Raw genomic sequence first — 23464 nt, 5'->3', positions numbered from 1 at the left:
CGTCAGGCGGCGGGGCGCAGCGGGCAACTCGCGCCGACCTCGGGCGTGTCGGCCAGCCGCGCCGCCAGCTCGGTGCGCAGGCCTTGCAGCGCGGTGATGCGCGCGTCGATGTCGGCCAGCTTGCGCGCCAGCGTGGCCCGCAGCGCGGGGCCGGCGTCCTCGCCCAGGGCCAGCAGCGGCAGGTCGGCCGCGATCTCGGCCAGCGTGAAACCCAGCTGCTGCGCGGTGCGCACGTAGCCCAGCCATTGCACGGCTTCTTCCGGGTAGTCGCGGTAGCCGTTGGCGCTGCGGCGGGCCTGCAGCAGGCCGCGCTTCTCGTAGAAGCGCAGGCTGTCGCGGCTCAGGCCGGTGCGCTCACTCAGGGTGCCGATCTGCATGGTGTTGAACAAGCTGCTTGACCCTGGAGCGTAGTCCAGGGTTGAAGCTGCGCGCTGTCATCACTTCCGTCGCCGGCCATGTCTTCGTTCCTGCCTCCGTTCAGCCCCGCCCAGTTCCGCCGCGTCGTGCAGGCCAGTGCCGCGTACGACCTCGTCGTCACCGCGCCCTTCGCCACGCCGTGGACCTTTGCCCTGGCCTTCGGCCAGCTCAGCGCCGTCAACCACGCGCTGGGCGGCGCGCCGCTGCCGGCCTTCGCGCCGCTGCACCTGCTGTTCGCACTGCTGATGGGCAGCGTCGTGCTGGTGTGGAGCGTGCTGCGGCTGCGCGGGCCGACGCTGCATCTGGGCCGCTACGACGCCGCGGCACGCGCGCTGTTCAGCCTGTGGATGGCCTGGGCCTGGCAACAGACGGGCGAGCCGGTGTTGCTGCTGTTCCTGCTGCCGGAGGTGTGTTGGGCGCTGGTGCAGGCCTGGTGCGTGTCGGGGCCTGAGCGTTCGGCAAGGGGCAACCGAGCTTTCGGAGGGCTTTTGGGTTCACGCTGACGCCGGCTCGGCCAGACAATCGCGGCTTCCCTGCATCTGCACCGACTGCTGCCATGCCCACGCCCTACCGTTCCAAGACCTCTACCGCCGGCCGCAACATGGCGGGCGCCCGCTCGCTGTGGCGCGCCACGGGCATGAAGGACGACGACTTCGCCAAGCCCATCATCGCCATCGCCAACTCCTTCACCCAGTTCGTGCCCGGCCACGTGCACCTGAAGGACCTGGGTCAGCTGGTGGCCCGCGAGATCGAGCGCGTGGGCGGCGTGGCCAAGGAGTTCAACACCATCGCCGTGGACGACGGCATCGCCATGGGCCACGACGGCATGCTGTATTCGCTGCCCAGCCGCGACATCATTGCCGACTCGGTGGAGTACATGGTCAACGCCCACTGCGCCGACGCGCTGGTGTGCATCTCCAACTGCGACAAGATCACCCCCGGCATGCTGATGGCCGCCATGCGGCTCAACATCCCCGTGGTGTTCGTCTCCGGCGGCCCGATGGAAGCCGGCAAGGTGCGCCTGGCGGTGCCCGGCACGGCCAAGATCGAGATCAAAAAGCTCGACCTCATCGACGCCATGGTGATGGCCGCCGACGCCAAGGTCAGCGATGCCGACCTCGCCGAAGTCGAGCGTTCGGCCTGCCCCACCTGCGGCAGCTGCTCGGGCATGTTCACGGCCAATTCCATGAACTGCCTGACCGAGGCACTGGGCCTCTCGCTGCCGGGCAACGGCACGGTGGTGGCCACCCACGCCGACCGCGAAGGACTGTTCAAGCAGGCCGGCCGAACGGTGGTGGAGCTGTGCAAGCGCTTTTACGAGCAGGACGACGCCACGGTGTTGCCGCGCGCCATCGGCAAGAAGGCGTTCGAGAACGCGATGACGCTGGACATCGCCATGGGCGGCTCCACCAACACCATCCTGCACATCCTGGCCGCGGCGCAGGAAGCGGGCATTGCCTTCGACATGGGCGACATTGACCGCCTCTCGCGCGACGTGCCGCAGCTGTGCAAGGTGGCGCCCAACACCAACAAGTACCACATCGAGGACGTGCACCGCGCCGGCGGCATCATGGCCATCTTGGGCGAGCTGGACCGCGCCGGCAAGCTGCACACCGATGCACCCACCGTGCACGCCAAGACGATGAAGGACGCGCTGGACCAGTGGGACATTGCCCGCAACCCGAGCGACGCGGTCAAGACCTTCTACATGGCCGGCCCGGCTGGCATCCCCACGCAAGTGGCCTTCAGCCAAAACACCCGCTGGCCCAGCCTGGACCTGGACCGCGCCGAGGGCTGTATCCGTTCGTTCGAGCACGCCTTCAGCAAGGAAGGCGGCCTGGCCGTGCTGCGCGGCAACATCGCGCTGGACGGCTGCGTGGTGAAGACTGCGGGCGTGGACGACGCGCTGCTGGTGTTCGAAGGCCCGGCCCACGTGGTGGAAAGCCAGGACGAAGCCGTGGCCCACATCCTGGACGACCAGGTCAAGGCCGGCGACGTGGTGGTGGTGCGCTACGAAGGCCCCAAGGGCGGCCCTGGCATGCAGGAGATGCTCTACCCCACCAGCTACATCAAGAGCAAAGGCCTGGGCAAAGCCTGCGCGCTGCTGACCGACGGCCGCTTCTCCGGCGGCACTTCGGGCCTGTCCATCGGCCACTGCTCGCCGGAGGCGGCTGCGGGTGGCGCGATCGGATTGGTCAGGAATGGTGACCGCATCCGCATCGACATTCCCAACCGCAGCATCGATGTGCTGGTCAGCGACGAAGAGCTGGCCAAGCGCCGTGCCGAGCAAGACGCCAAGGGCTGGAAGCCCGCCGAGGCCCGCCCCCGCAAGGTGAGCGCGGCGCTCAAGGCCTACGCGCTGCTGGCCACCTCGGCCGACAAGGGTGCCGTGCGCGACCTGGGCCCGCTGGGCGGCTGACATTCGGATACGAGGCGGCACGCCGCCTCGCCCACACTGCGGCCCATGCCTCTCCTTCCTCGCGCATGGGCCGTGGCCGGCCTGACCTTGATGCTCTCGGCCTGTGGTGGCGGCGGCGGTGCCGCGCCGCCGTCGGCCAGCAGCCCCGCGCCGAGCCCGGCCCCAAGTCCGACGCCCAGCCCGTCGCCATCCCCGGCTCCCGCCCCTTCACCGGCTCCAGCACCCGCTCCCGGCGTCGAGGCCGGCACCCGCGCCACCTGCCAGCTCAGCAACTTCCAGGCGGAGCTGATGGACCTCGTCAACCGCTACCGCGCCGCCGGCGCCAACTGCGGCAGCGAGGGCAACTTTGCGGCGACCAGCGCACTCACGTGGAACGCCAGCCTCGCCCAGGCCGCGCTCAAGCACAGCGACGACCTGCAAAGCGCCAACTTCTTCAGCCACACCGGCAGTGACGGCAGCAGCGCAGGCCAGCGCATCACGGCCGCCGGCTACCGCTGGCGTGCCTGGGGCGAGAACATCGCCGCCGGCCAGTCCACCGTGGCGGTGGTGATGGCCGGCTGGATGGCCAGCCCCGGCCACTGCGCCAACCTCATGAACCCGGGCTTTCGGGAGATCGGCGTGGCCTGCGTCAAGGGCACGGCCAGCAACACCTACAGCAGCTACTGGACGATGGACCTGGCCACGCCGCCTTGACGGTTTTGCGGCTTGGCGGCCCCGCTGTCCTCAACATGACTGCAGCGCTGCCCGCGCGGCCAGGGGGCGGCCCGGTGCCGCGCCGCCGGCCTGCGGCATAAGCTCCCGCCACCAGGCCGCTGCCCGGCCTGCCGCACAAGGAGACGTTGCGTGAAGAAGCTGATGCCCTGGGTGGCCCTGAGCTGGGCCTTGGTCGCGTGGCCCGCTGCAGCCTCATCCCTGGCCGGTGCGCCGCTGGCGCCGGTGGAGGTGGTGACGGACGACTACTACGGCACCTCGGTGGCCGACCCCTACCGCTGGATGGAGTCCGGCAAAGACCCGCGCTGGATGCCCTGGCTGCAAGGCCAGGCCGCCCACACCGATGCGGTGCTGGCCCAACTGCCCGGCCGCGCGGCCTTGCTGAAAGACATACAGGCGCGTTCGGGCGACCAGACCGCCTACGCCATGGTGCGCGAGGTGGGGGCACAGACCTTCATCCAGCGGCGCGACGTGGGCGCCGAAGACCCGCGCCTGTACGTGCGCACCGGCGGCCAGGAGCGCCTGCTGCTGGACCCGGCCACCGTGCTGGGCAGCCCGCAGGCGCTCGACTGGTGGCAGGTGTCGCCCAACGGCCGGCATGTGGCGGTGGGGCTGTCCAAGCGGGGCACCGAGGCCTCGGTGCTGCACGTGGTGGAGGTGGCCAGCGGCCGGCTGCTGGCGCCGCGCATCGCCGGTACCGACTTCGGCGCCGTCAGCTGGCTGCCCGACTCCAGCGGCTTTGCCTACCTGCAGTTCGTGGGCGAGCAGGGCACGCCCAACTACTACGTCAACAGCGAGATCCGCTTGCACCGGCTGGGCGCAGCGGGGCCGGACCGCACGCTGGTGGCCCGCAAGCGACCGCCGGTGCCGCTGCAGCCGCAGGAGATCGTGAGCCTGCACTTCGCGGAGCGCTCACCGGCGGCGATGCTGGTCATCAGCGAGGGACGTCGGGAGTCGCAGGTCTACGTGACCGACCGCGCCGCGTTGCTGGCGGGCAAGGCGCGCTGGACCCGCGTGGGCGGGTACGACGCGCAGCTGGAAGGCGCCGGCCTGGCGGGGGAGGCCCTCTGGCTGCTGAGCACGCGGGAGGCGTCCAACGGCCGCTTGCTGGTGACCTCCGCCCGCCGGCCGGACCTGCGCACCGCGCGCATGGTGGCGCTGCCGGGGCAGCCCGTCATCGAGGGCTTTCACAACACCCGCGACGGCGCCTTGGTGCGCACCATCGAAGGCGGGCAGATGGGCCTGTGGCGGGTGCCCGCGCAGGGCGAGCCGCAGCGCGTGGCACTGCCGTTCGCCGGGTCGGTGATGGTGATGAGCACGTCGGCCAGCAGCAACGAGGCCTACGTGGCCTTGGCCGGCTGGACGCAACCCAGCGCCGTGTACCGCCTGAACGCGCAGGGCCAGGTGGCAGCCACCGGCATGTCCAGCCAGCCGGCGGGTTACGACGCCGCGCGCTATGAGGCCCGCACCCAGCTCGCCACAGCGGCCGACGGCACGCGCATTCCGTACACCGTGCTGTCGTTGAAGGGCCGGGCCGCGCAAGGGCCGGGGCCGCTGCTGCTGGAGGCCTATGGGGCGTACGGCTTTGCAGCCATGCCGTTTTTCCAAACCTCGCTGGCCTCGCTGCTGGACCGTGGCGGCCGCTACGTGATTGCGCACGTGCGCGGCGGCGGCGAGTTCGGGCGCGACTGGCACTACGGCGGCCGCGGCCCCACCAAGGCCAACACCTGGAACGACGCGATTGCCGTGGCCGAGACCCTGGTGCGCGACCGCGAAACCACGCCGGCGCAGCTGGCCGTGATGGGCACCTCCGCAGGCGGCGTGATGGTGGGCCAGGCCGTGAACACCCGGCCCGACCTCTTCGCCGCCGCCGTGGCGAACGTGGGCTTCATGAACCCGGTGCGCTACGTGTCCGAGCAGAACAACGCCGACATCCCCGAGTGGGGCGGCCCGATTGCTGACGCGGCCAGCTTCAAGACCATGTTCAACCTGGACCCGTACCAGCACATCCGCCCTGGCACGGCCTACCCCGCCACGCTGGTGGTCAGCGGCCTGAACGACCCGCGCGCCGCCACCTTCCACAGCGCCAAGTACGCCGCGCGCCTGGCGGCGGCCACAAACAGCGGCCGGCCGGTGCTGCTGCGCATCGACTTCGGCGCGGGCCATGGCATGGGTTCCACCCGCACGCAGCGAGACGCCATGTGGGCCGACATCTACAGCTTCGTGCTGTGGCGCACCGGCGATGCGGCCTTCCAGCCCGCGCCCTGACGGGCCGGCTGGGGTAGGCTGGGGCGTTGCTTTTTCCGTCGACCGCGCCATGCCTGCTCTCCGCCCTGCCTTTGCTCCCACCCGCCGGCGCGGCCTTGCGGCTTGTCTGGCGTTGGGCCTGCTGTGCGGTGGGGCGGGGCCGGCCGCGGCCGAGCCGTTGCCCCAGCTCATCGCCCGGGCCAAGCGCTCGGTGGTGGTGGTGGGTAGCTACGGCTTGATGGACAACCCGCGCTTCGGCTTTCGGGCCGCCGGCTTCGTGGTCGGTGACGGGCTGCAGGTGCTGACCAACGCCCACGTGCTGCCCGCCGAAACGCCGGAGCGGGTAGACCGCACGGTGGCCGTGCAGGTCTGGACCGCCGAAGGCAGCTGGCAGCTGCGCAGCGCACGCGTGCTGGCGCGCAACCCGGGGCAGGACCTGGCCCTGCTGGAGATCGATGGCCCGCCCGTGCCCGCGCTGCGGCTGGCCGCGCAAGACGCCCCGGAGGGCACCTCCATCGCGCTCATGGGCTTTCCCATCGGCAACGCGATTGGCTACGTGCACACCACGCACCGCGGCATCGTGTCGGCCTGGTCCAGCGTGTCCATGCCCGCGTCCGACCCGTCCGGCCTCAGCCCCCGCGCCGTGCGCCAGTTGCGCGACGGCGCCTTCCGCCTGATGCAGCTGGACGCTATCGCCTACCCCGGCAACAGCGGCGGCCCGGTGCTGGACATCGACTCCGGCGAGGTGGTGGGCGTGCTGCAAGGCGGGGCGGTCAAGGGCACCAAAGAAGCGGCGCTGAGCGCGCCCACGGGCATCACGTACGCCGTGCCGGCCAGCACAGCCGCGGCCTTGTTGGCTGAGCACGCCAAGCGCTGACACCGACTGTTTGGCTGACCCTCTGGGGCTGCGAGGCGCGGTTCACTCCCTGAAGCCGAACTGCCGCTCCGGCGCCTGCAGTTCCAGCGCCCGAAAGGCAGACGGCGCCAGCCCTGTGAACTCGCGGAAGTCCCGCGCCAGGTGCTGGTGGTCGTGATAGCCAGCGTCCAGCGCCAGGTCCAGCCAGCGGGCGTCAGGCACGGCATTGGCGCTGCGCACCAGCCGGTCGAACCGCGCCACTCGGGCGAACAGCCGGGGGCTCACGCCCAGCCGCGCCTCAAACTGGCGTCGCAGCTGCCGCACCTCCAGACCGTGCTGACGGGCCAGATCGTCCAGCCCGGTTGATGCGCCGGACAGCAGTTGCAGCGCCACCGCGTCCGCAGCCGCCAGGCCCCGCCGCGGCGCGCTCACTTGGGTCAGCAGCCACGCCTCGACTTCGGCGATCCATGGCGCTGCGGTGTCGTGCTGGGCCAGTCGCTCCACCAAGTGGCGAAAGCTGGCGGGGAACACGGCTTCGGCGTCCAGGCAGTCGTTCGTGAGTGGATTCAGTGGCAAGCCGGTCAGGCGGTGCAACGCGCCGGGTTCGAACTCAATCTGGTAAACCGCAAAGTCCGCGCCGCCCTGGCGCCAAGTGGCGGCGGTGGGTTGGCCGATCAGCACCGCGCGGGGCTTGCAGCGGGCGGCGGCGCCCGGCACCGAGGCCACCCACTCCGGGTCTCGCAGGTAGAAGGCCAGGGCCGCCGCCGGGCGCGGCCAATAGGGCTTCACGGGCACGGCCACGCCCCTGGCGAAGCGCAGGCGAATGACCTGGTGCTGCCGCACCCAGCCCTGCAACGCCGGGCTGGGTGGGCTGAAGTGGAAGATGGGGTGCATGAGGCCAGTGCCCGGGCTCCAACCTTCAGGCCGTGAAGCCGTCACGCCGCCAGCGGCAGTCCCACCACGCGCATGCCGTGGGCCGCGAATAGCGTGGCAGCTTGCTCGGGTGCGGGTGGCCCATCCAGTCGGGACAGTGCGGCAAAGAAGTCCTCCATCCGGCCGGCTGGCGTGTACAGGAAGCGCAACCGGCCGGTGGCGCTGAGCTGGCGGAAGGTGTGCGGCCGTCCGCGCGGCAGAAAGAGGCTGTCGCCCGCGCGCAGCAGGAACAGTTGATCGTCGCATTGAAAGCGGTACTCACCGGCTTCCACGATGAACACCTCGTCCTGGTCTGGGTGCAGGTGCAGCGGCGGGCCGCCGGGCGCGTGGCCGTGCCAGCTCATCACGCTGAGCGCCTGGCCCGTGGCTGCGGCGGGCACGTTGAGCATCCAGAGGTCCGGCCCGACCGGCAGCGGCGCGCCGGCATGGCTGCGGCCCGCGCGAACGGGCGCCGTGACGGCCGAGGGGGGGTGGACAGCGAAGGGGACGGCAGCGTTCATGGGCACTCCGAGAGGGGGTGCTCACAGCATGTCGAAAACCGTCGCACCGCGCTGGTACGAATCGGACGCGCCGTGCTGCCAATCTAGGGGGCGTGCCGGGCGGCGCGGCCCGGCACGTCAGGTGGCGGGGAAGGTGGCGCGTCAGCCCGCCGCGTTCAGCATCGCCTGCAGCAGCACGTTGCAGCCGGCCTCGATGTGCTCGGGCTTGGCGTCCTCGATCTCGTTGTGGCTGATGCCGTCCTTGCAGGGGATGAAGATCATGCCGGCCGGGGCCAGGCGGGCCATGTAGACGGCGTCATGCCCTGCGCCGGAGACAGCGGGCATGTTGCTGTAGCCGAGGGCGTCGGCCGCCTTTTGCACGGCGGCGATGCAGTCGGGGTGGAAGGGCTGGGCCGGGTAGGCGCTGACGGGCGTGATCTCGATGGTGAGGCCCGAGTCGGCGGCGAGCTTGGCGGCGACCGCGCGGATGTCGGCGTCCATGGCTTCGCAGAGCGCGTCGGTCGAGTTGCGCAGGTCGATGCTGAACTTCACGCGGCCCGGGATCACGTTGCGGCTGTTGGGGTGGACCTGCACCATGCCCACCGTGCCGCGGCCATGGTTGGTGCCGTCGGCCTGCGGGTGGCGGTGCGCGCAGGCCACCACCTCCTGCATCAGGTGCGTGGCCACCTGCAGCGCATCCTTGCGCAGGGCCATGGGCGTGGGGCCGGCGTGGGCTTCCATGCCGGTCACGACGCAGTCGTACCAGCGGATGCCGAGCACGCCGGTGACGACGCCGATGGTCTTGTCGTGGTCCTCCAGCACCGGGCCCTGTTCGATGTGGGTCTCGAAGTAGGCGCCGATGGGGTGGTCGCCCGGCACCTGGGTGCCGATGTAGCCGATGCGTTCCAACTCACCCTTGACCGTCAAGCCTGCCGTGTCCGTCGCGGCGTAGGCGTGCTCCAGCGTGAAGGCTTTGGCGAACACGCCCGAACCCATCATGACCGGCACAAAACGCGAGCCTTCTTCATTCGTCCAGAACGCGACCTCGATGGGCGCCTCGGTCTCGATGCCGTGGTCATTCAGCGTGCGCACGACCTCGATGCCGGCGAGCACGCCGTAGTTGCCATCGAACTTGCCGCCGGTGGGTTGGGTGTCGATGTGGCTGCCGGTCATGACGGGCGGCAGGCTGTTGTTGCGACCCGGGCGGCGCATGAAGCCGTTGCCGATCTGGTCGATGGTGACCGTCATGCCGGCCTCGCGCGCCCAGCGGGTGACGAGGTCGCGGCCCTGCTTGTCGAGGTCGGTGAGCGTGAGGCGGCAGACGCCGCCCTTGTCCGTCGCGCCGATCTGGGCGAGCTCCATCAGCGAGTTCCACAGGCGCTGGCCGTTGACGCGCAGCGTGGAGAGGTCGACGGTCTTGGTGGGCATGTCCATGGCGAATCCTTTTCAGCGGGCCACGGCCGTGGGCATCAAATCGGCGCTGCGCTTGGCGGCGGCATCGAATTGCGGGCCGAAGGGCGGGCGCTTCAGATAGCGGCCGGTGCCGGGCTCAGCGCGCAAGTCGCCGCGCGCGAAGACGACGCGCCCCTGCGAGATGGTGTGGCTCGGGATGCCGCGCACGGTGCGGCCCTCGAAGATGTTGAAGTCGTTCTTGGAGAACTGCGTCTTGGCGCTCAGTGTCTTGGTGCCGGCCGGGTCCCAGAGCACGAGGTCGGCGTCGGCACCTTCGGCGATGACGCCCTTGCGCGGGTACATGTTGAACAGCTTGGCCGCGTTGGCCGAGGTGATGGCCACGAACTCCGATGGCGTCAGGCGCCCGGAGTTCACGCTGGCGTCCCACAGCACGGCCATGCGTTCCTCGACGCCACCGCAGCCGTTGGGGATCTTGGCGAAGTTGTCCTTGCCGGCGGCCTTTTGGCTCGCGCAGAAGGTGCAGTGGTCGGTCGCGGTGGTGTGCAGCTGGCCGCTTTGCAGGCCGCGCCACAGGAACTCCTGGTGGATCTTGGGGCGGAAGGGCGGGCTCATCACGTAGGCCGCGGCGGTGGCGAAGTCGGGGTCGCGGTAGACGCTGTCGTCGATCAGCAGGTGGCCGGCCAGCACTTCGCCGTACACGCGCTGGCCGCGGGCCCGCGCGCGGGCGATGGCCTCGGCGCTTTCGATGCAGCTCACGTGCACCACGTAGATGGGCACGCCCAGCACGTCGGCAATCGCAATGGCGCGGTTGGCCGCTTCGCCCTCCACCATGGGCGGGCGGCTCATGGGGTGGCCCTCGGGGCCGGTGATGCCCATCTTGGCGACCTCGGCCTGCAGCAGATAGACCAGCTCGCCGTTCTCGGCGTGCACCGTCGGCATGGCGCCGAGTTCGAGCGCACGCTTGAAGCTGTTCACCAGCGTTTCGTCGTCGCACATGATGGCGTTCTTGTAGGCCATGAAGTGCTTGAAGCTGTTCACGCCTTCCTCGCGCACCAGCGTGCCCATGTCGTCGCTGACGCTCTGGTCCCACCAGGTCACGGCCACATGGAAGGCGTAGTCGCTCGCGGCCTTCTCGGCCCAGCCGCGCCAGGTGCGGTAGGCGTCCATCAGCGGCTGCTGCGGGTTGGGGATGACGAAGTCGATGATGCTCGTCGTGCCGCCGGCCAGGGCCGCGGCCGTGCCGGTGAAGAAGTCGTCCTGCGTGACCGTGCCCATGAAGGGCAGCTGCATGTGGGTGTGCGGGTCGATGCCGCCGGGCAGCAGGTACTGGCCGGTGCCGTCCAGCGTGGTCGTGCCGGCGGGGGCTTCGCGCGCGGCGCGTTCGCCCAGGGCGACGATGCGGCCGTCGACGCAGAGCACGTCGGTGCGGCTCTCGGCGTCGGCGTTGACGACGATGGCGCCGCGGATCAGCAGGGAGGAACTCATGGGGCAGTCCTTGCGAGTTGGGGTTGCGTCTTGCCGGCCATCAGCACGCCGTAGACGAGGGCCGCAATGGCCAGCCCGGCAAACCAGGCATAGGTGTAGAGGGCCTTGAAGGCGGCGCCGACCTCGGGGAAGGCCGCCGGGAACGCGGCGTTCAGGAAGCCGGGGATGTTGGGCGCCACGCCCACGGCGAAGGCGATGACGGCCGCCCCGTTCCAGCCGCCGCGGTAGCTGTAGCGGCCGCCCTCGCGGTAGAGCTCGTCCACCACCAGCTCCGTCTTGCGCAGCACGAAGTAGTCCACGATCAGGATGCCGGCCACCGGCCCCAGCAACGCCGAGTAGCCGATGAGCCAAGTGAAGATGTAGCCCTCGGTGGAGGCCAGGATCTTCCACGGCATCATGACGATGGCGATGCCCGCGGTGAGGATGCCGCCGGCCTTGTAGCTGATGCGCCCCGGCGCCAGCGCCGAGAAGTCGTAAGCCGGGCCGACGAGGTTGGCCGCGAGGTTCACGCTCACGGTGTCGATCAGCAGCACGATGAGCGCGATCAGCACGGCCGCGCCCGTCATGCGGCTGGCCAGGTCCACCGGGTCCCACAGCGCCTTGCCGTAGATGACGACGGTGGCGGAGGTGACGAACACCGCGAGCGCGGCCAGCAAGCCCATGGGCGCCGGCAGGCCGATGGCCTGGCCGACGAGCTGGTCGCGCTGGCTCTTGGCGAAGCGCGTGAAATCCGGAATGTTCAGCGCCAGCGTCGCCCAGAAGCCGACCATGGCGGTGAGCGAGGGCCAGAAGACGGCCGAGAACTGCCCGGCCTTCTTGCCGCCTTCTACAAAAGCGGAGGGTTGATCCAGGATCGGGCCGAAGCCGCCCGCCTTGTTCCAGGCCCACCCCAGCAGCACGAAGCAGATGACGATCCTGATCGGCGCCGTCCAGGTCTCCAGCTTGCGGATGGACTCGATGCCGTGCAGCACGAACCAGAACTGCAGTGCCCAGAAGATCAGGAAGCAGGTCAGTTGGGCGGCGCTGATGCCCAGGCCTGGCAGCGGATCGCCGCCCAGCGGCTGGCCCATCAGCACGCCGGCCAGCGTGTAGACCATCTGCCCGCCGAACCAGGTCTGAATGCCGTACCAGCCGCAGGCGACGAGTGCCCGCAGCAGCGCCGGCAGCTTGGCGCCCTGCGTGCCGAACGAGGCGCGGGCCAGCACCGCGTACGGGATGCCGTACTTGGCGCCGGCATGACCAATCAGCAGCATCGGCACCAGCACGATGAGGTTGCCCAGGAACACCGTGCCCACCGCCTGGCTCCAGCTCATGCCCGACTCGATGAGGCTGGCCGCCAGTGTGTAGGCCGGGATGCACATCACCATGCCGACCCACAGCGCGGCGAAGTGATACCAGCGCCAGGTTCGCTGGGCAGCCGTGGTCGGGATCAGATCAGGGTTGCTCAGCGAAGGGTCGGTCATGGTGCGTTTCCGTGGTCGTCAGGTGTTCTGAGGAAAAGCAAATTGCGGGCCCTTGGGTGTGCTGTCGGGCCAGCGCTGCATGACGGCCTTGTGCTTGGTATAGAAGCGCACCGCCTCGGGGCCGTAGGCGTGGTGGTCGCCGAAGAGGCTGCGCTTCCAGCCGCCAAAGCTGTTGAAGGCCATGGGCACCGGCAGCGGCACGTTCACGCCCACCATGCCGACCTGGATGTGGTGCACGAACTCGCGCGCCACATGGCCGTCGCGGGTGAAGATGGCCACGCCGTTGGCGTACTCGTTGGCTTCGATCAGCGCAATCGCCGCGGCCAGGTCCGGCACGCGCACCACGCACAGCACGGGGCCGAAGATTTCCTCGGTGTAGCAGCTCATGTCAGCGCTCACGCCGTCCAGGATGGTGCCGCCGACGAAGAAGCCCTCTTCATGGCCCTGCACGCGGTAGCCGCGGCCGTCGACCACGGCGGTCGCGCCGGCTGCCACGCCTTCGCCAATCAAGCGCTCCACGCGCTGCTGCGAGGCACGCGTGATCAGCGGGCCCATCTCGGCGCCGGCCTCGTGGCCTTCGCCGATCTTGAGTGCCTTCACCTTGGGGGCCAGGGCGGCCACGAGCTTGTCGCCCACGTCGCCCACCGCCACGGCCACCGAGATCGCCATGCAGCGCTCGCCGGCCGAGCCGTAGGCGGCGCCCATCAGCGCGTCCACCGCACCGTCGAGGTCGGCGTCGGGCATGACGACCATGTGGTTCTTCGCGCCGCCCAGCGCCTGCACCCGCTTGCCGTGGGCGCTGCCGACCTTGTAGATGTGCTCCGCCACCGGCGTGGAGCCGACGAAGCTGACCGCCGCAATGCCGGGGTGGGCCAGGATGGCGTCGACGATGTCCTTGTCGCCCTGCACCACGCTGAACACACCGTCGGGCAGGCCGGCTTCCTTCAGCCATTGCGCCATCAGCAGCGAGGCCGACGGGTCACGCTCGCTGGGCTTCAAGATGAAGGCGTTGCCGCAGCCGATGGCGATGGGGTACATCCACATCGGCACCATGGCGGGGAAGTTGAACGGCGTGATGCCGGCCACCACGCCGAGCGGCTGGCGCATGCTCCAGGCGTCCATGCCGCGGGCGATCTGCTCGGTGTACTCGCCCTTGAGCAGCTGCGGCATGCCGGTGGCGAACTCCACCACCTCGATGCCACGGGCCACTTCGCCCAGCGCGTCGGGCACGGTCTTGCCGTGCTCGCGCACGATGGCCTCGGCGAGTTGGTCCTTGCGGTCCTGCAGCAGGGTCAGGAACTTGAACAGCACGCGCGAGCGGGCCAGCGGCGGGGTCTGGCTCCAGGCCTTGGCGGCCTGGGTGGCAGACGCCACGGCCGCGTCCAGATCGGCCACGCTGCCCAGCCGCAGCGTGCCCTGGACGGCGCCGGTGGCGGGGTTGTGGATGTCTTGCTGGCGCTCGCCGGTGCCGCGCGTGGCAGCGCCGTTGATCCAGTGACCGACCTCGTAGTGACTCATCGCAGATCCTTGCTTCACGCGCACCCGGCGCGCATGGTGTTGTTGGGATGCGTGGTCCAGTTGGCGTAGGAGCCGTCGATGACGCGACCGGTGCGTGCATCGGTCTCCCCAGGCTGGAGCGCGCGCATCGAGATGGTGCCAGGGACCGGGCAGATCGACACGCAGAGGTTGCATCCAACACACTCGGCTTCGTTCACGTGGAAGTGGCGCTTGCCGTCCTTCGTGGCCCAGATGGCCTGGTGGGACGTGTCTTCGCACACCACGTGGCAGCGGCCGCACTGGATGCAGCTCGCTTGGTCGATGACCGCTTTCTCCACGTGGTTGAGGTTGAGTTGGTTCCAGTTCTTGACTGAGGGAACCGCCATGCCTTGAAAGGCCTTCAGGTTGGCGTAACCCTTCTCGTCCATGAAATTGGACAGGCCCGAACACAGGTCCTGCACGATCTTGAAGCCGTAGACCATGGCGGCGGTGCAGACTTGCACGGTGCCGCAGCCCATGGCGATGAACTCGGCCGCGTCACGCCAGGTGCTGATGCCGCCGATGCCGCTGATGGGCAGGCCGGCGGTGGTGGCGTCGCGCGCAATCTCGGCCACCATGTTCAGCGCGATCGGCTTCACGGCCGGGCCGCAGTAGCCGCCGTGGGAGCCCCAGCCGTCGGTGACGGGGCTCATCGTCATGCGGTCCAGGTCCACGCCCATCACCGAGTTGATGGTGTTGATGAGGCTCACCGCATCGGCGCCGCCCGCCTTGGCCGCGCGGGCCGGAAAGCGCACGTCGGTGATGTTGGGCGTGAGCTTCACGATGACCGGCATCTTCGTGTGCTTCTTGCACCACTCGGTGACCTGCTGGATGTACTCCGGCACCTGGCCCACGGCCGCGCCCATGCCGCGCTCGCTCATGCCGTGCGGGCAGCCGAAGTTCAGCTCCACGCCGTCGGCGCCGGTATCGGCCACGCGTTCCAGGATGGCCTTCCAGCTCGGTTCGTTCACCGGCACCATCAGGCTCACCACCATGGCGCGGTCCGGGAAGTCGCGCTTCACGCGCTTGATTTCGTCGAGGTTGACCTGCAACGGCCGGTCGGAGATGAGCTCGATGTTGTTGAACCCGATGACGCGGCGGTCCTGGCTCCAGAGCGTGGCGTAGCGCGGGCCGTTGACGTTGACCACCGGCGGGTCTTCGCCGAGCGTCTTCCAGACCACGCCGCCCCAGCCGGCCTCGAAGGCGCGGCGCACGTTCACTTCCTTGTCGGTCGGCGGGGCCGACGCAAGCCAGAAGGGGTTGGGGCTCTTGATGCCCAGGAAATCGGTGCTCAGGTCAGCCATGGCGGGCCTCCGTGTCGGTGTGGCGGGCGGTGCCCAGGCCCAGGGCGCGGTCAATGGCCGCGGCGGCGCGCTTGCCGTGCTCCACGGCTTCCACGGTCAGGTCGCGGCCGCCGGCGCGGCAGTCACCGCCGGCCCACACGCGGGGCAGGCTGGTGGCACCGTCGGCGTCGGTCTGGATGCGGCCGGCTTCCAGTGCGATGGCGGCGCCGACAGGCTCGGCCACAAAGGTCTGGCCGATGGCGCGCAGCACCAGGTCGGCCTCCAGGAAGAATTGCTCGCCGGTGTCCACCAGCTTGCCGTGCTCCAGCCGGGTGGCGGCGAAGCGAATGCCGCGCACGACACCGCCTTCGGCTTCGACGGCCACGGGGCGCGCCCAGCAGCGGATCGTCACGCCGTTCGTCTGGGCCCACTGCTGCTCGTGCAGCGAGGCCGAGAGGCCGTCCGGCCCGCGGCGGTAGACCATGGTCACCTGCTCCGCACCCAGCAGCTTGCTCTGCACGGCGGCGTCCACGGCGGTCATGCCGCCGCCGATGACGACGACGCGGCGGCCCACCGGCACGATTTCCGGCGCGCTCTGGCGCAGTTCGGCGATGAAGTCCACGGCATCGCGCAGCCCGGGCAGCTCCGGCTCGGCAATGCCCAGCGCGTTGACGCCCTGCAGGCCCAGGCCCAGGAAGACGGCGTCGTACTCGGCGAGCATGCCGTCCAGCGTGATGTCGCGGCCCAGGCGGGTGTTGAGCCGGGGTGTGATGCCGCCGATGCTGAGCAGCCAGTCGATTTCCCGCTGCGCGAAGCCGCCGGCCACCTTGTAGGTGGCGAGGCCGTATTCGTTCAGGCCGCCGAGCTTATGGGCGGCGTCGAACAGCGTGACCTCATGCCCGCGCCAGGCCAGGCCGTGCGCGGCCGCCAGGCCCGCCGGGCCGGCCCCCACCACGGCCACGCGATGGCCAGTGGGCTGCGCGCGTTCGAACAGTGGCCGGGCTCCGGGAGTGACGAAGTGAGCCTCTACCGCAAAGCGCTGCAGCAGCCCGATTTCCACCGGCTTGGACTCGTTCGTGTTGCGCACGCAGGCCTGCTCGCACAGCACTTCGGTCGGGCAGACGCGGGCGCACATGCCGCCCAGCGGGTTGGCCGTCAGGATGGCCTCGGCCGCACCGCGCGGGTTGTCTTGCGCAATGCGCTGGATGAAGCTTGGCACGTCGATGCCCGTGGGGCAGGCCGTCTGGCAGGGGGCGTCGAAGCAGTAGTAGCAGCGCTCGGCCTCAATCAGCGCCTGCGTGCGGTTCAGCGGCGGGTGCGCATCGCCCAGGCGGCGGGCGTACTCGGCGGGCGCAAGGCGTCCCGACTTCAGATCGGCAAGGTCCACGGGGGTCTCCGGGTGTCTGACAGCCAAACATTACTACCCAGTAAAACTTGACCGAAGCGTAAAAACCCGCAGCGCCGCGTTGGTGCGCGCCGCACAAAATGGGGCACATGACCGACACCGCTCCCGTGACCCGCATCCCGCGTGCCGCCACCCTTCGCAAGCAGGAGGTCATCCTGGCCGAGGCCGAACGGCAGTTTGCGCGCTTCGGGTTCGAGGGGGTGAGCCTGGACAACATTGCCGCGGCGCTGGACCTCTCCCGCCAGAACCTGCTGTACCACTGGCCCAGCAAGGAAGAGCTGTACCGCGCGGTGCTGGACAGCGTGATGGGCGAGTGGATGGCCAACATGACGGCGATTGCCGAGGCGGACGAGCCGCAGGCCGCCATCCAGACCTACGTGGCCGTGAAGCTGCGCTTCAGCCGCGAGCGCCCCAGTGGCAACGCAGTGTTCACCCGCGAGATCATGGCCGGCGCGCCGCGCTACCAGGACGTGCTGAAGGCCCAGGTCATGCCGCTGCTGCACGCCGACGTGGAGCGCTTCGAGGACTGGGCCGAGCAGGGCCTGATCCGGCGCCTGGACTTCACGCACCTGATGTTCCTGATCTGGTCGTCCACGCAGGCCTACGCAGACTTGGGGCCGCAGTTCTCGCTCTACATGGGCAAGCCCCGGCTGGACGACGCGGACTTCGAAGCCGCCCGCGTGCTCATCACCGACCTGATCTGGCGCAGCCTGGCGCTGGACTGAACCCCGCCGCTGCGGCGGCGGTTCCGGCGTGCCACTGGCGTGCCGGTCGTCGCTTCACGCCGCGCTGCTGTGCAGCACCCAGCGGCCCTTGCCGGCGCGCTTGCCGGTCAGCATGGCGCGGTCCGCCAGCGTCACCAACGCAGCCGCCGTGTCGCCATGCGTGGGGTACAGCGCCACGCCGATGCTGGCGCCCACCCGGGCCGTGTGGCCGCCGGGCAGTTCGAACGGGGTGTCGAAGCAGTGCTGCAAGCGCTCCAGCGCGCGGGCCTCGCCCTCGGGCGTGGTGAGGTGGCTGAGCACCACCACGAACTCGTCGCCGCCGATGCGCGCCACCACATCGTTGCCGCGCCGGTGCTCGTTCAGGCGCTGGGCCACGGCGCACAGCAGGGCGTCGCCGGCATCGTGGCCCTGGTGGTCGTTCACGGCCTTGAAGCCGTCCAGGTCGAGGTAACACACGGCCAGGGCCGAGTGGCGCCGGGCGGCGTCGCGCAGCATCAGGCCCAGGCGGTCGTGCAGCAGGTGGCGGTTGGGCAGGCCGGTCAGGCCGTCGTGCAGGGCCTGGTGCCGGGCTTCCTGTTCGCGCTCTTTCACCGCGGTGATGTCCACCATCATCCACAGCGAGTCGCCGCCGGGCAGCTGCGTGCCGCTGAGGTCGATCCACAGCCGTCGGCCGTCCTTGCGCATCATGGGCAGCTGGGCGCGGAAGCGGCCCGACGCCGGCATGCGGGCATAGCCCCGGCCGGCGCGCTCGAATGCGGCATCGTCGGCGTAGAACGCGCGGGACGACTGGCCGTCCAGCTCGCCCGGTGCGTAGCCGAACATCTCGGCCAACGCCCGGTTGTGCCACACCTCGCGCCGGTCGCGCAGGCGCACCATGGGCACGAGGTCGTTGTCCAGCAGCGCCCCGCGCTCGCTGGCCAGGCGTGCCACGTGGGCCTGGGCGCGGCGGTGGCGGGCCTGCACGCGGTCGATCAACACCGCCGCGGCCACGATGACCGCGCCTTGCCCCAGGGCCAGCAGCGTGAACACCAGGCCGATGCGGGTTTCCAGTTCCGCCACCGGCCGCCCGAGCAGCCGGGCCTGCAAGGCCTGGTGGCTTTCCATGAGGGCCAGCGCGGTGCCGGCGGTCACCAGCGTCAGCAGCAGCACCACGCCCCACACCAGGTGTCGGCGCAGCCTCGCCCGCTGCGGGTCGGCGGGGGGCGAAGCGTCGTCAGCCATGGTGGGGTCAAAGCCGGAGCAGGGCTTCCAGGTTCACGCGCAGCTTGAGCTCGGCCGGCGCCAGGCTGGCGGCAATCGCCTGCGAGGCCAGCCGCGTGTCCCGTGGCACGGGGTTGCTCAAGGGGCTGCCGCTCTTGCCCAGCAGCGCGGCCACCATGGGCTCGTTGGCGCTGAAGCCGCGCTTGTAGACCACGCCCACCTCGCCGTTGGCCAGGCGCACGATGGTGCCGGGCGGGTACAGGCCCACCACCTTGATGAGCGCGGCGCCGGCTTCGTCGGGCTGCTGGTGTTCGTCCAGAAACACGGCGCGGGCTGCGGCTGCCCCGCTGAGCGCCTTGCGGGTGCGGCGCGGCGACAGGCGGGCGCCGAAGATGTCGATGCGGCGCAGCAGCCGGGCCAGCATCTCGCCGGCACCGCGGCCGGCCAGCGGGCCGGGGCCGGCCTCGTGGTGCAAGCGCACGGCGGTCAGCCAGGCGTTGTCGGTGATGCCAGCCTGGGCCAGACGGGCGGCCGCGCGGTCGCCGTGGGCGGCCAGGGCCTGGCGTTGCGACGGCGTGGCCGCGTCGGCCTGCGCGGCCAGGCGGTCATGGGCGGGGCCGGCGCCGTAGTTCATGGTGAGTGCCGCGCCTTGCAGGGCCTCGCGCAGCGGCGCCGGCATGCGCAGCTGCTGGGCGGTCAGGTCGGCCAGCAGCAGCGACAGCAGGGCGTGTCGGGCGCTGTAGTCGGCAAATTCCTGGCTGGTCTCAAAAATCAGCAGCACCAGCGTGGCGTCGGGGTGGGCGTGCAGGCGTTGCAGGGCCTGGTCCCGCAATGCGGCCAGCCGGCCGGCGAAGTCTTGCGGCTCGGTCTCGCGCAGCAGGGCGTGGGTGTGCAGCAGCAGGTCCGACCACGCCTCCCGCGGGCCCAGTTCCACCTTGGCGGCGGCGGGCTGCTCCAGCCGGAAGCTGGTGTCGGCCTTGGCGATGTCTGACAGCGGCTTGTCTTGTAGCACCAGCGTGTCGAGCCGGTGGGCGCGGGCGCGCTGGTACTCCACCGTGTCTTCCGAGCGCACCCAGGCGCCGCCGTCGATCAGGCCACGCACCAGGGGCGAGTCGCGCAGCGTCTGGCCGCGGGCGTACAGCAGCTTGCCACCTCCGTCGTACACGTCGTAGGGCAGGGTCATGCCCAGACGCAACGATTGCGCGGGCAGCTGGATGAGGTCAACGGGCATGGAAGGGGGCATTCTGAGCCGGGCTTCGGCCATGGCAAGCGCAACTTGAGCCACGGCGAAGGGGTGGCTGCGTAGAATTCCCGGCTCATCCGAGGAGCGCTGCGACAGGGCCCCACCTGCCAGGCTCGGATTCCTTCCAACGGCGCTCATCGATCTCCCCCTGTGGACCGCCATCGATGACCCGCACGCCGCCCCCCCTCAAGCTCTCTGGTCTGGAACCCGTCGCCATCGACGCGGGCAGCCTGTTCGTCAACATCGGCGAACGCACCAACGTCACCGGTTCCAAGGCGTTCGCCCGCATGATCCTGGCCGGCCAGTTCGAGGATGCGCTGGCCGTGGCCCGCCAACAGGTCGAGAACGGCGCCCAGGTCATCGACATCAACATGGACGAGGCCATGCTCGACAGCCAGGCGGCCATGGTGCGCTTCCTGAACCTGATCGCCGGCGAGCCCGAGATCGCCCGTGTGCCGATCATGATCGACTCGTCCAAGTGGGCGGTCATCGAGGCGGGGCTCAAGTGCATCCAGGGCAAGGGCATCGTCAACTCGATCTCGCTCAAGGAGGGCGTGGACGAGTTCAAGCGCCAGGCCAAGCTGGTCAAGCGCTACGGCGCCGCCGCGGTGGTGATGGCCTTTGACGAACAGGGCCAGGCTGACACCTTTGCCCGCAAGACCGAGATCTGCGAGCGCGCCTACCGCGTGCTGGTGGACGAGGTGGACTTCCCGCCCGAAGACATCATCTTCGACCCCAACATCTTCGCCATCGCCACCGGCATCGAGGAGCACGACAACTACGCCGTGGACTTCATCGAGGCCACCCGCTGGATCAAGCAGAACCTGCCGGGCGCCAAGGTGTCGGGCGGCGTGAGCAACGTGAGCTTCAGCTTCCGCGGCAACGAGCCGGTGCGCGAAGCCATCCACACCGTGTTCCTGTACCACGCCATCCAGGCGGGCCTGGACATGGGCATCGTCAACGCCGGCATGGTGGGCGTGTACGACGACCTCGACGCCGAGCTGCGCGAGCGCGTGGAAGACGTGGTGCTGAACCGCCGCAAGGATGCCGGCGAGCGCCTGATCGAGATTGCCGACCGGGCCAAAAGCGCCGGCAAGGACGACTCCGCCCGCCTGGCCTGGCGCGCGGGCAACGTGAACGAGCGCCTGAGCTACGCGCTGGTGCACGGCATCACCGACTTCATCGTCGAAGACACCGAGGAAGCCTGGCAGGCGATTCGCGCCACGGGCGGCCGGCCGCTGCACGTCATTGAAGGACCGCTGATGGCCGGCATGAACGTGGTGGGCGACCTCTTCGGCCAGGGCAAGATGTTCCTGCCCCAGGTGGTGAAGAGCGCCCGCGTGATGAAGAGCGCCGTGGCCCACCTCGTGCCCTACATCGAGGAAGAAAAGCGTCAGCTCGAAGCCGCCGGCGGCGACGTGAAGCCCAAGGGCAAGATCGTCATCGCCACGGTCAAGGGCGACGTGCACGACATCGGCAAGAACATCGTCACCGTGGTCTTGCAGTGCAACAACTACGAGGTTGTGAACATGGGCGTGATGGTGCCGGCCCAGGACATTCTCAAGAAGGCCAAGGAAGAGGGCGCGGACATCATCGGCCTGTCGGGCCTCATCACGCCCAGCCTGGAAGAAATGCAGCACGTGGCGGCCGAGATGCAGCGCGATGAATACTTCTCGTCGCGCCACATGCCGCTGCTGATCGGCGGCGCCACCACCAGCCGGGTGCACACGGCCGTCAAGATCTCGCCGCATTACGACGGCCCGGTGGTCTACGTGCCCGACGCCTCACGCGCGGTCGGCGTGTGCACCGAGCTGCTGAGCGACGACCGTGCCGCCGCCTACATCGCCGAGCTCAAGGCCGACATCGAGAAGACCCGCGCCCTGCACGCCGGCAAGAAGCAGACGCCGCTGGTGACGCTGGCCGAGGCCCGTGCAAACGCCGCGCCGCTGGACCAGGCCCGCATGCCGCCGGCCCCGAAGTTCACCGGCCGCCGCGTGCTGAAGAACCTGGACCTGGCCGAGCTCGCGAAGTACATCGACTGGGGCCCGTTCTTCCAGACCTGGGACCTGGCCGGGCCTTACCCCGCCATCCTGGACGACGAAATCGTGGGCACCGAGGCGCGCAAGGTGTTTGCCGATGCCCAGGCCATGCTGAAGAAGATCATCGACGGCCGCTGGCTGCAGGCGCATGCGGTGTTCGGCCTGTACCCGGCCGCGCGGGTGAACAGCGACGACATCGCCATCGCCAGCGAGCCGCCCATGGTGTGGCACGGCCTGCGCATGCAGACCGAGCGCCCGGTGGTAGAGGGCCCGGACGGTCAAAAGGTGCGGCGCCCCAACCGCTGCCTGAGCGACTTCGTGGCGGAAAGCGGCGACCACATCGGCCTCTTCGCCGTGACCGCCGGCCTGGGCGTGGACAAGAAGGAAGCCGAGTTCCTGGCCGCCCACGACGACTACGCCGCCATCATGCTCAAGGCCCTGGCCGACCGCCTGGCCGAAGCCGCCGCCGAGTGGCTGCACGAGCGCGTGCGCCGCGAGTTCTGGGGCTACGCCGCGAACGAGTCGCTGAGCAATGAGGACCTCATTGCCGAGAAGTACACCGGCATCCGTCCGGCACCGGGCTACCCCGCGTGCCCGGACCACCTCGCCAAGGCCGACCTGTTCCAGGTGCTGGCCCCCGACGAGATCGGCATGGGCCTGACCGACAGCATGGCCATGACGCCGGCCGCCAGCGTCAGTGGCTTCTACCTGGCGCACCCGGACGCGGCGTACTTCAACGTCGGCCGCATCGGCGACGACCAGGTCGCCGACTGGGCCGCCCGCTGCGGCCTGAGCGACGCCGACGCACGCCGCGCGCTGGCGCCCCTGCTGGGCTGAGCCCGGCCAACACGAACGGACACGAACAGACACAGTTGCGCGCTCCCGCTGCGGCCCTGTCCTACAGGGCGGCGCCGGGTGCGGCGGCATGCTCACGCCCGTCGTTCAACAACACCGGAGGCCCCATGTCGACCGCCACTCACCCCATCAAGTCCACCCAGATCGTTGCCGGCGTGGCCGTCGTGATCGCACTGCTGGGCGGCGCCTACGCCGTGGGCCGGTCGCAAGGCGGTGAGCCGGTACCGGATGCGGCAGCACCGATGCCCGCGGCCACTTCGCAGCCGGCGACGAACGCTGCGCGCGAGGCTGCCGTTCAGCCCCAAGTGGAGCCGGCGCCCGCACGTATCGCCTCGCGCGGCCCGGCGACGACGTCGAACAGCCGGCCGCCGGCGGCCACGGTGGCGCAGAACGGTGAACCCCTGCCGGTAGAGCCCGCGCTGTGCAGCGGCTGCGCCCGCGTGACGGATGTGCACACCGAGGCGCGCCGCGGTCAGTCCAGCGGCGTGGGGGCTGTGGGCGGCGCCGTGGTGGGCGGCTTGCTGGGCAACATGGTGGGCGGCGGCAATGGCCGCAAGCTCGCCACCGTGGCCGGCGCCGTGGGCGGCGGCTATGCGGGCAACGAGATCGAGAAGAACCAGAAGAGCCACACCGTCTGGGTCATCCAGGTGCGTGAGGCCGATGGCCGCACCCGCCGATTCGAGCGCAGCGCCGACCCCGGCCTGCGTGTGGGCGACGTGGTGCGCCTGACGGAAGGCGGCTTCAGCCGCGTCTGA

Annotated in this window: 19 protein-coding genes and 1 riboswitch; of the genes, 8 read left to right on the top strand and 11 right to left on the bottom strand. The window is 70.0% G+C overall.

What is annotated here, in order from left to right:
• Positions 1 to 2: 2 nt before the first annotated feature.
• Entirely contained in the window at positions 3 to 377 is a 375-nt protein-coding gene (locus ACG01O_RS14455; RefSeq protein WP_394385700.1) for a MerR family transcriptional regulator, read from the bottom strand.
• A gap of 78 nt (positions 378 to 455) precedes the next feature.
• On the opposite strand from ACG01O_RS14455, the gene ACG01O_RS14450 reads away from it, so the two are divergent.
• From ACG01O_RS14450 to ACG01O_RS14430, 5 genes are all read left to right on the top strand, one after another.
• Positions 456 to 920 (top strand): hypothetical protein, encoded by a 465-nt coding sequence (locus ACG01O_RS14450; protein WP_394385699.1) that lies wholly within the window; start codon positions 456 to 458, stop codon positions 918 to 920.
• A gap of 53 nt (positions 921 to 973) precedes the next feature.
• Entirely contained in the window at positions 974 to 2836 is a 1863-nt protein-coding gene (ilvD, locus tag ACG01O_RS14445) for a dihydroxy-acid dehydratase (protein WP_394385698.1), read from the top strand.
• A gap of 45 nt (positions 2837 to 2881) precedes the next feature.
• Positions 2882 to 3529, top strand: a complete 648-nt coding sequence (locus ACG01O_RS14440; RefSeq protein WP_394385697.1) for a CAP domain-containing protein — start codon at positions 2882 to 2884, stop codon at positions 3527 to 3529.
• Positions 3530 to 3679: 150 nt separating this feature from the next.
• Entirely contained in the window at positions 3680 to 5815 is a 2136-nt protein-coding gene (locus ACG01O_RS14435) for a prolyl oligopeptidase family serine peptidase (RefSeq protein ID WP_394385696.1), read from the top strand.
• A 49-nt stretch (positions 5816 to 5864) separates the two neighbouring features.
• Entirely contained in the window at positions 5865 to 6671 is an 807-nt protein-coding gene (locus tag ACG01O_RS14430) for a S1C family serine protease (protein ID WP_394385695.1), read from the top strand.
• A 42-nt stretch (positions 6672 to 6713) separates the two neighbouring features.
• On the opposite strand, the gene ACG01O_RS14425 is transcribed toward ACG01O_RS14430, so the two are convergent.
• From ACG01O_RS14425 to ACG01O_RS14390, 8 genes are all read right to left on the bottom strand, one after another.
• Positions 6714 to 7544 carry a helix-turn-helix domain-containing protein gene (locus ACG01O_RS14425; RefSeq protein ID WP_394385694.1) on the bottom strand — a complete coding sequence of 277 codons (831 nt, stop codon included), beginning with the start codon at positions 7542 to 7544 and terminating at the stop codon, positions 6714 to 6716.
• A gap of 41 nt (positions 7545 to 7585) precedes the next feature.
• Complete coding sequence (locus tag ACG01O_RS14420; protein ID WP_394385693.1) at positions 7586 to 8083, bottom strand: cupin domain-containing protein; 498 nt, start codon at positions 8081 to 8083, stop codon at positions 7586 to 7588.
• A gap of 141 nt (positions 8084 to 8224) precedes the next feature.
• Positions 8225 to 9496 carry a Zn-dependent hydrolase gene (locus ACG01O_RS14415; protein ID WP_394385692.1) on the bottom strand — a complete coding sequence of 424 codons (1272 nt, stop codon included), beginning with the start codon at positions 9494 to 9496 and terminating at the stop codon, positions 8225 to 8227.
• Positions 9497 to 9508: 12 nt separating this feature from the next.
• Positions 9509 to 10960, bottom strand: coding sequence for a dihydropyrimidinase (gene hydA / locus ACG01O_RS14410; protein ID WP_394385691.1), 1452 nt, complete (start codon positions 10958 to 10960; stop codon positions 9509 to 9511).
• Positions 10957 to 12423, bottom strand: a complete 1467-nt coding sequence (locus tag ACG01O_RS14405; RefSeq protein ID WP_394385690.1) for an NCS1 family nucleobase:cation symporter-1 — start codon at positions 12421 to 12423, stop codon at positions 10957 to 10959. The genes hydA and ACG01O_RS14405 overlap by 4 nt, the downstream gene beginning before the upstream one ends.
• Positions 12424 to 12441: 18 nt before the next feature.
• The gene (locus ACG01O_RS14400; protein ID WP_394385689.1) at positions 12442 to 13941 is read right to left on the bottom strand and encodes a CoA-acylating methylmalonate-semialdehyde dehydrogenase; all 1500 of its coding nucleotides are present in this window, start codon (positions 13939 to 13941) and stop codon (positions 12442 to 12444) included.
• A gap of 14 nt (positions 13942 to 13955) precedes the next feature.
• The gene (preA, locus tag ACG01O_RS14395; RefSeq protein WP_394385688.1) at positions 13956 to 15263 is read right to left on the bottom strand and encodes an NAD-dependent dihydropyrimidine dehydrogenase subunit PreA; all 1308 of its coding nucleotides are present in this window, start codon (positions 15261 to 15263) and stop codon (positions 13956 to 13958) included.
• Positions 15256 to 16629 (bottom strand): NAD(P)-dependent oxidoreductase, encoded by a 1374-nt coding sequence (locus tag ACG01O_RS14390; protein WP_394385687.1) that lies wholly within the window; start codon positions 16627 to 16629, stop codon positions 15256 to 15258. Before ACG01O_RS14390 ends, preA begins: the two co-directional genes overlap by 8 nt.
• A gap of 107 nt (positions 16630 to 16736) precedes the next feature.
• Between ACG01O_RS14390 and ACG01O_RS14385 the strand changes: the two genes are divergently transcribed.
• On the top strand, positions 16737 to 17372 hold the full coding sequence (locus tag ACG01O_RS14385; RefSeq protein ID WP_394385686.1) for a TetR/AcrR family transcriptional regulator: 636 nt from the start codon (positions 16737 to 16739) through the stop codon (positions 17370 to 17372).
• Between the two features lie 54 nt (positions 17373 to 17426).
• On the opposite strand, the gene ACG01O_RS14380 is transcribed toward ACG01O_RS14385, so the two are convergent.
• Together ACG01O_RS14380 and ACG01O_RS14375 are read right to left on the bottom strand one after the other, a co-directional pair.
• Positions 17427 to 18593 carry a diguanylate cyclase gene (locus tag ACG01O_RS14380; protein ID WP_394385685.1) on the bottom strand — a complete coding sequence of 389 codons (1167 nt, stop codon included), beginning with the start codon at positions 18591 to 18593 and terminating at the stop codon, positions 17427 to 17429.
• Between the two features lie 7 nt (positions 18594 to 18600).
• Positions 18601 to 19803 (bottom strand): HD-GYP domain-containing protein, encoded by a 1203-nt coding sequence (locus ACG01O_RS14375; protein WP_394385684.1) that lies wholly within the window; start codon positions 19801 to 19803, stop codon positions 18601 to 18603.
• Between the two features lie 85 nt (positions 19804 to 19888).
• Positions 19889 to 19958: riboswitch (S-adenosyl-L-homocysteine riboswitch) on the top strand.
• On the opposite strand from ACG01O_RS14375, the gene metH reads away from it, so the two are divergent.
• Positions 19956 to 22691 carry a methionine synthase gene (gene metH / locus ACG01O_RS14370; RefSeq protein ID WP_394386344.1) on the top strand — a complete coding sequence of 912 codons (2736 nt, stop codon included), beginning with the start codon at positions 19956 to 19958 and terminating at the stop codon, positions 22689 to 22691. Its footprint overlaps the riboswitch before it by 3 nt.
• A 125-nt stretch (positions 22692 to 22816) precedes the next feature.
• The gene (locus tag ACG01O_RS14365) at positions 22817 to 23464 is read left to right on the top strand and encodes a glycine zipper 2TM domain-containing protein (RefSeq protein ID WP_394385683.1); all 648 of its coding nucleotides are present in this window, start codon (positions 22817 to 22819) and stop codon (positions 23462 to 23464) included.

The organism is Pelomonas baiyunensis (assembly GCF_043555935.1).
GTDB lineage: Bacteria > Pseudomonadota > Gammaproteobacteria > Burkholderiales > Burkholderiaceae_C > Pelomonas > Pelomonas baiyunensis.
This window is presented reverse-complemented; position numbering and strand designations above follow the sequence as displayed.

Bases quoted from the DNA above. Each gene is read 5' to 3' on its own strand.
- ACG01O_RS14455 (WP_394385700.1), bottom strand. From the start codon at position 377: ATGCAGATCGGCACCCTGAGTGAGCGCACCGGCCTGAGCCGCGACAGC.
- ACG01O_RS14450 (WP_394385699.1), top strand. From the start codon at position 456: ATGTCTTCGTTCCTGCCTCCGTTCAGCCCCGCCCAGTTCCGCCGCGTC.
- ilvD (WP_394385698.1), top strand. From the start codon at position 974: ATGCCCACGCCCTACCGTTCCAAGACCTCTACCGCCGGCCGCAACATG.
- ACG01O_RS14440 (WP_394385697.1), top strand. From the start codon at position 2,882: ATGCCTCTCCTTCCTCGCGCATGGGCCGTGGCCGGCCTGACCTTGATG.
- ACG01O_RS14430 (WP_394385695.1), top strand. From the start codon at position 5,865: ATGCCTGCTCTCCGCCCTGCCTTTGCTCCCACCCGCCGGCGCGGCCTT.
- ACG01O_RS14425 (WP_394385694.1), bottom strand. From the start codon at position 7,544: ATGCACCCCATCTTCCACTTCAGCCCACCCAGCCCGGCGTTGCAGGGC.
- ACG01O_RS14420 (WP_394385693.1), bottom strand. From the start codon at position 8,083: ATGAACGCTGCCGTCCCCTTCGCTGTCCACCCCCCCTCGGCCGTCACG.
- ACG01O_RS14415 (WP_394385692.1), bottom strand. From the start codon at position 9,496: ATGGACATGCCCACCAAGACCGTCGACCTCTCCACGCTGCGCGTCAAC.
- hydA (WP_394385691.1), bottom strand. From the start codon at position 10,960: ATGAGTTCCTCCCTGCTGATCCGCGGCGCCATCGTCGTCAACGCCGAC.
- ACG01O_RS14405 (WP_394385690.1), bottom strand. From the start codon at position 12,423: ATGACCGACCCTTCGCTGAGCAACCCTGATCTGATCCCGACCACGGCT.
- ACG01O_RS14400 (WP_394385689.1), bottom strand. From the start codon at position 13,941: ATGAGTCACTACGAGGTCGGTCACTGGATCAACGGCGCTGCCACGCGC.
- preA (WP_394385688.1), bottom strand. From the start codon at position 15,263: ATGGCTGACCTGAGCACCGATTTCCTGGGCATCAAGAGCCCCAACCCC.
- ACG01O_RS14385 (WP_394385686.1), top strand. From the start codon at position 16,737: ATGACCGACACCGCTCCCGTGACCCGCATCCCGCGTGCCGCCACCCTT.
- ACG01O_RS14380 (WP_394385685.1), bottom strand. From the start codon at position 18,593: ATGGCTGACGACGCTTCGCCCCCCGCCGACCCGCAGCGGGCGAGGCTG.
- ACG01O_RS14375 (WP_394385684.1), bottom strand. From the start codon at position 19,803: ATGCCCGTTGACCTCATCCAGCTGCCCGCGCAATCGTTGCGTCTGGGC.
- ACG01O_RS14365 (WP_394385683.1), top strand. From the start codon at position 22,817: ATGTCGACCGCCACTCACCCCATCAAGTCCACCCAGATCGTTGCCGGC.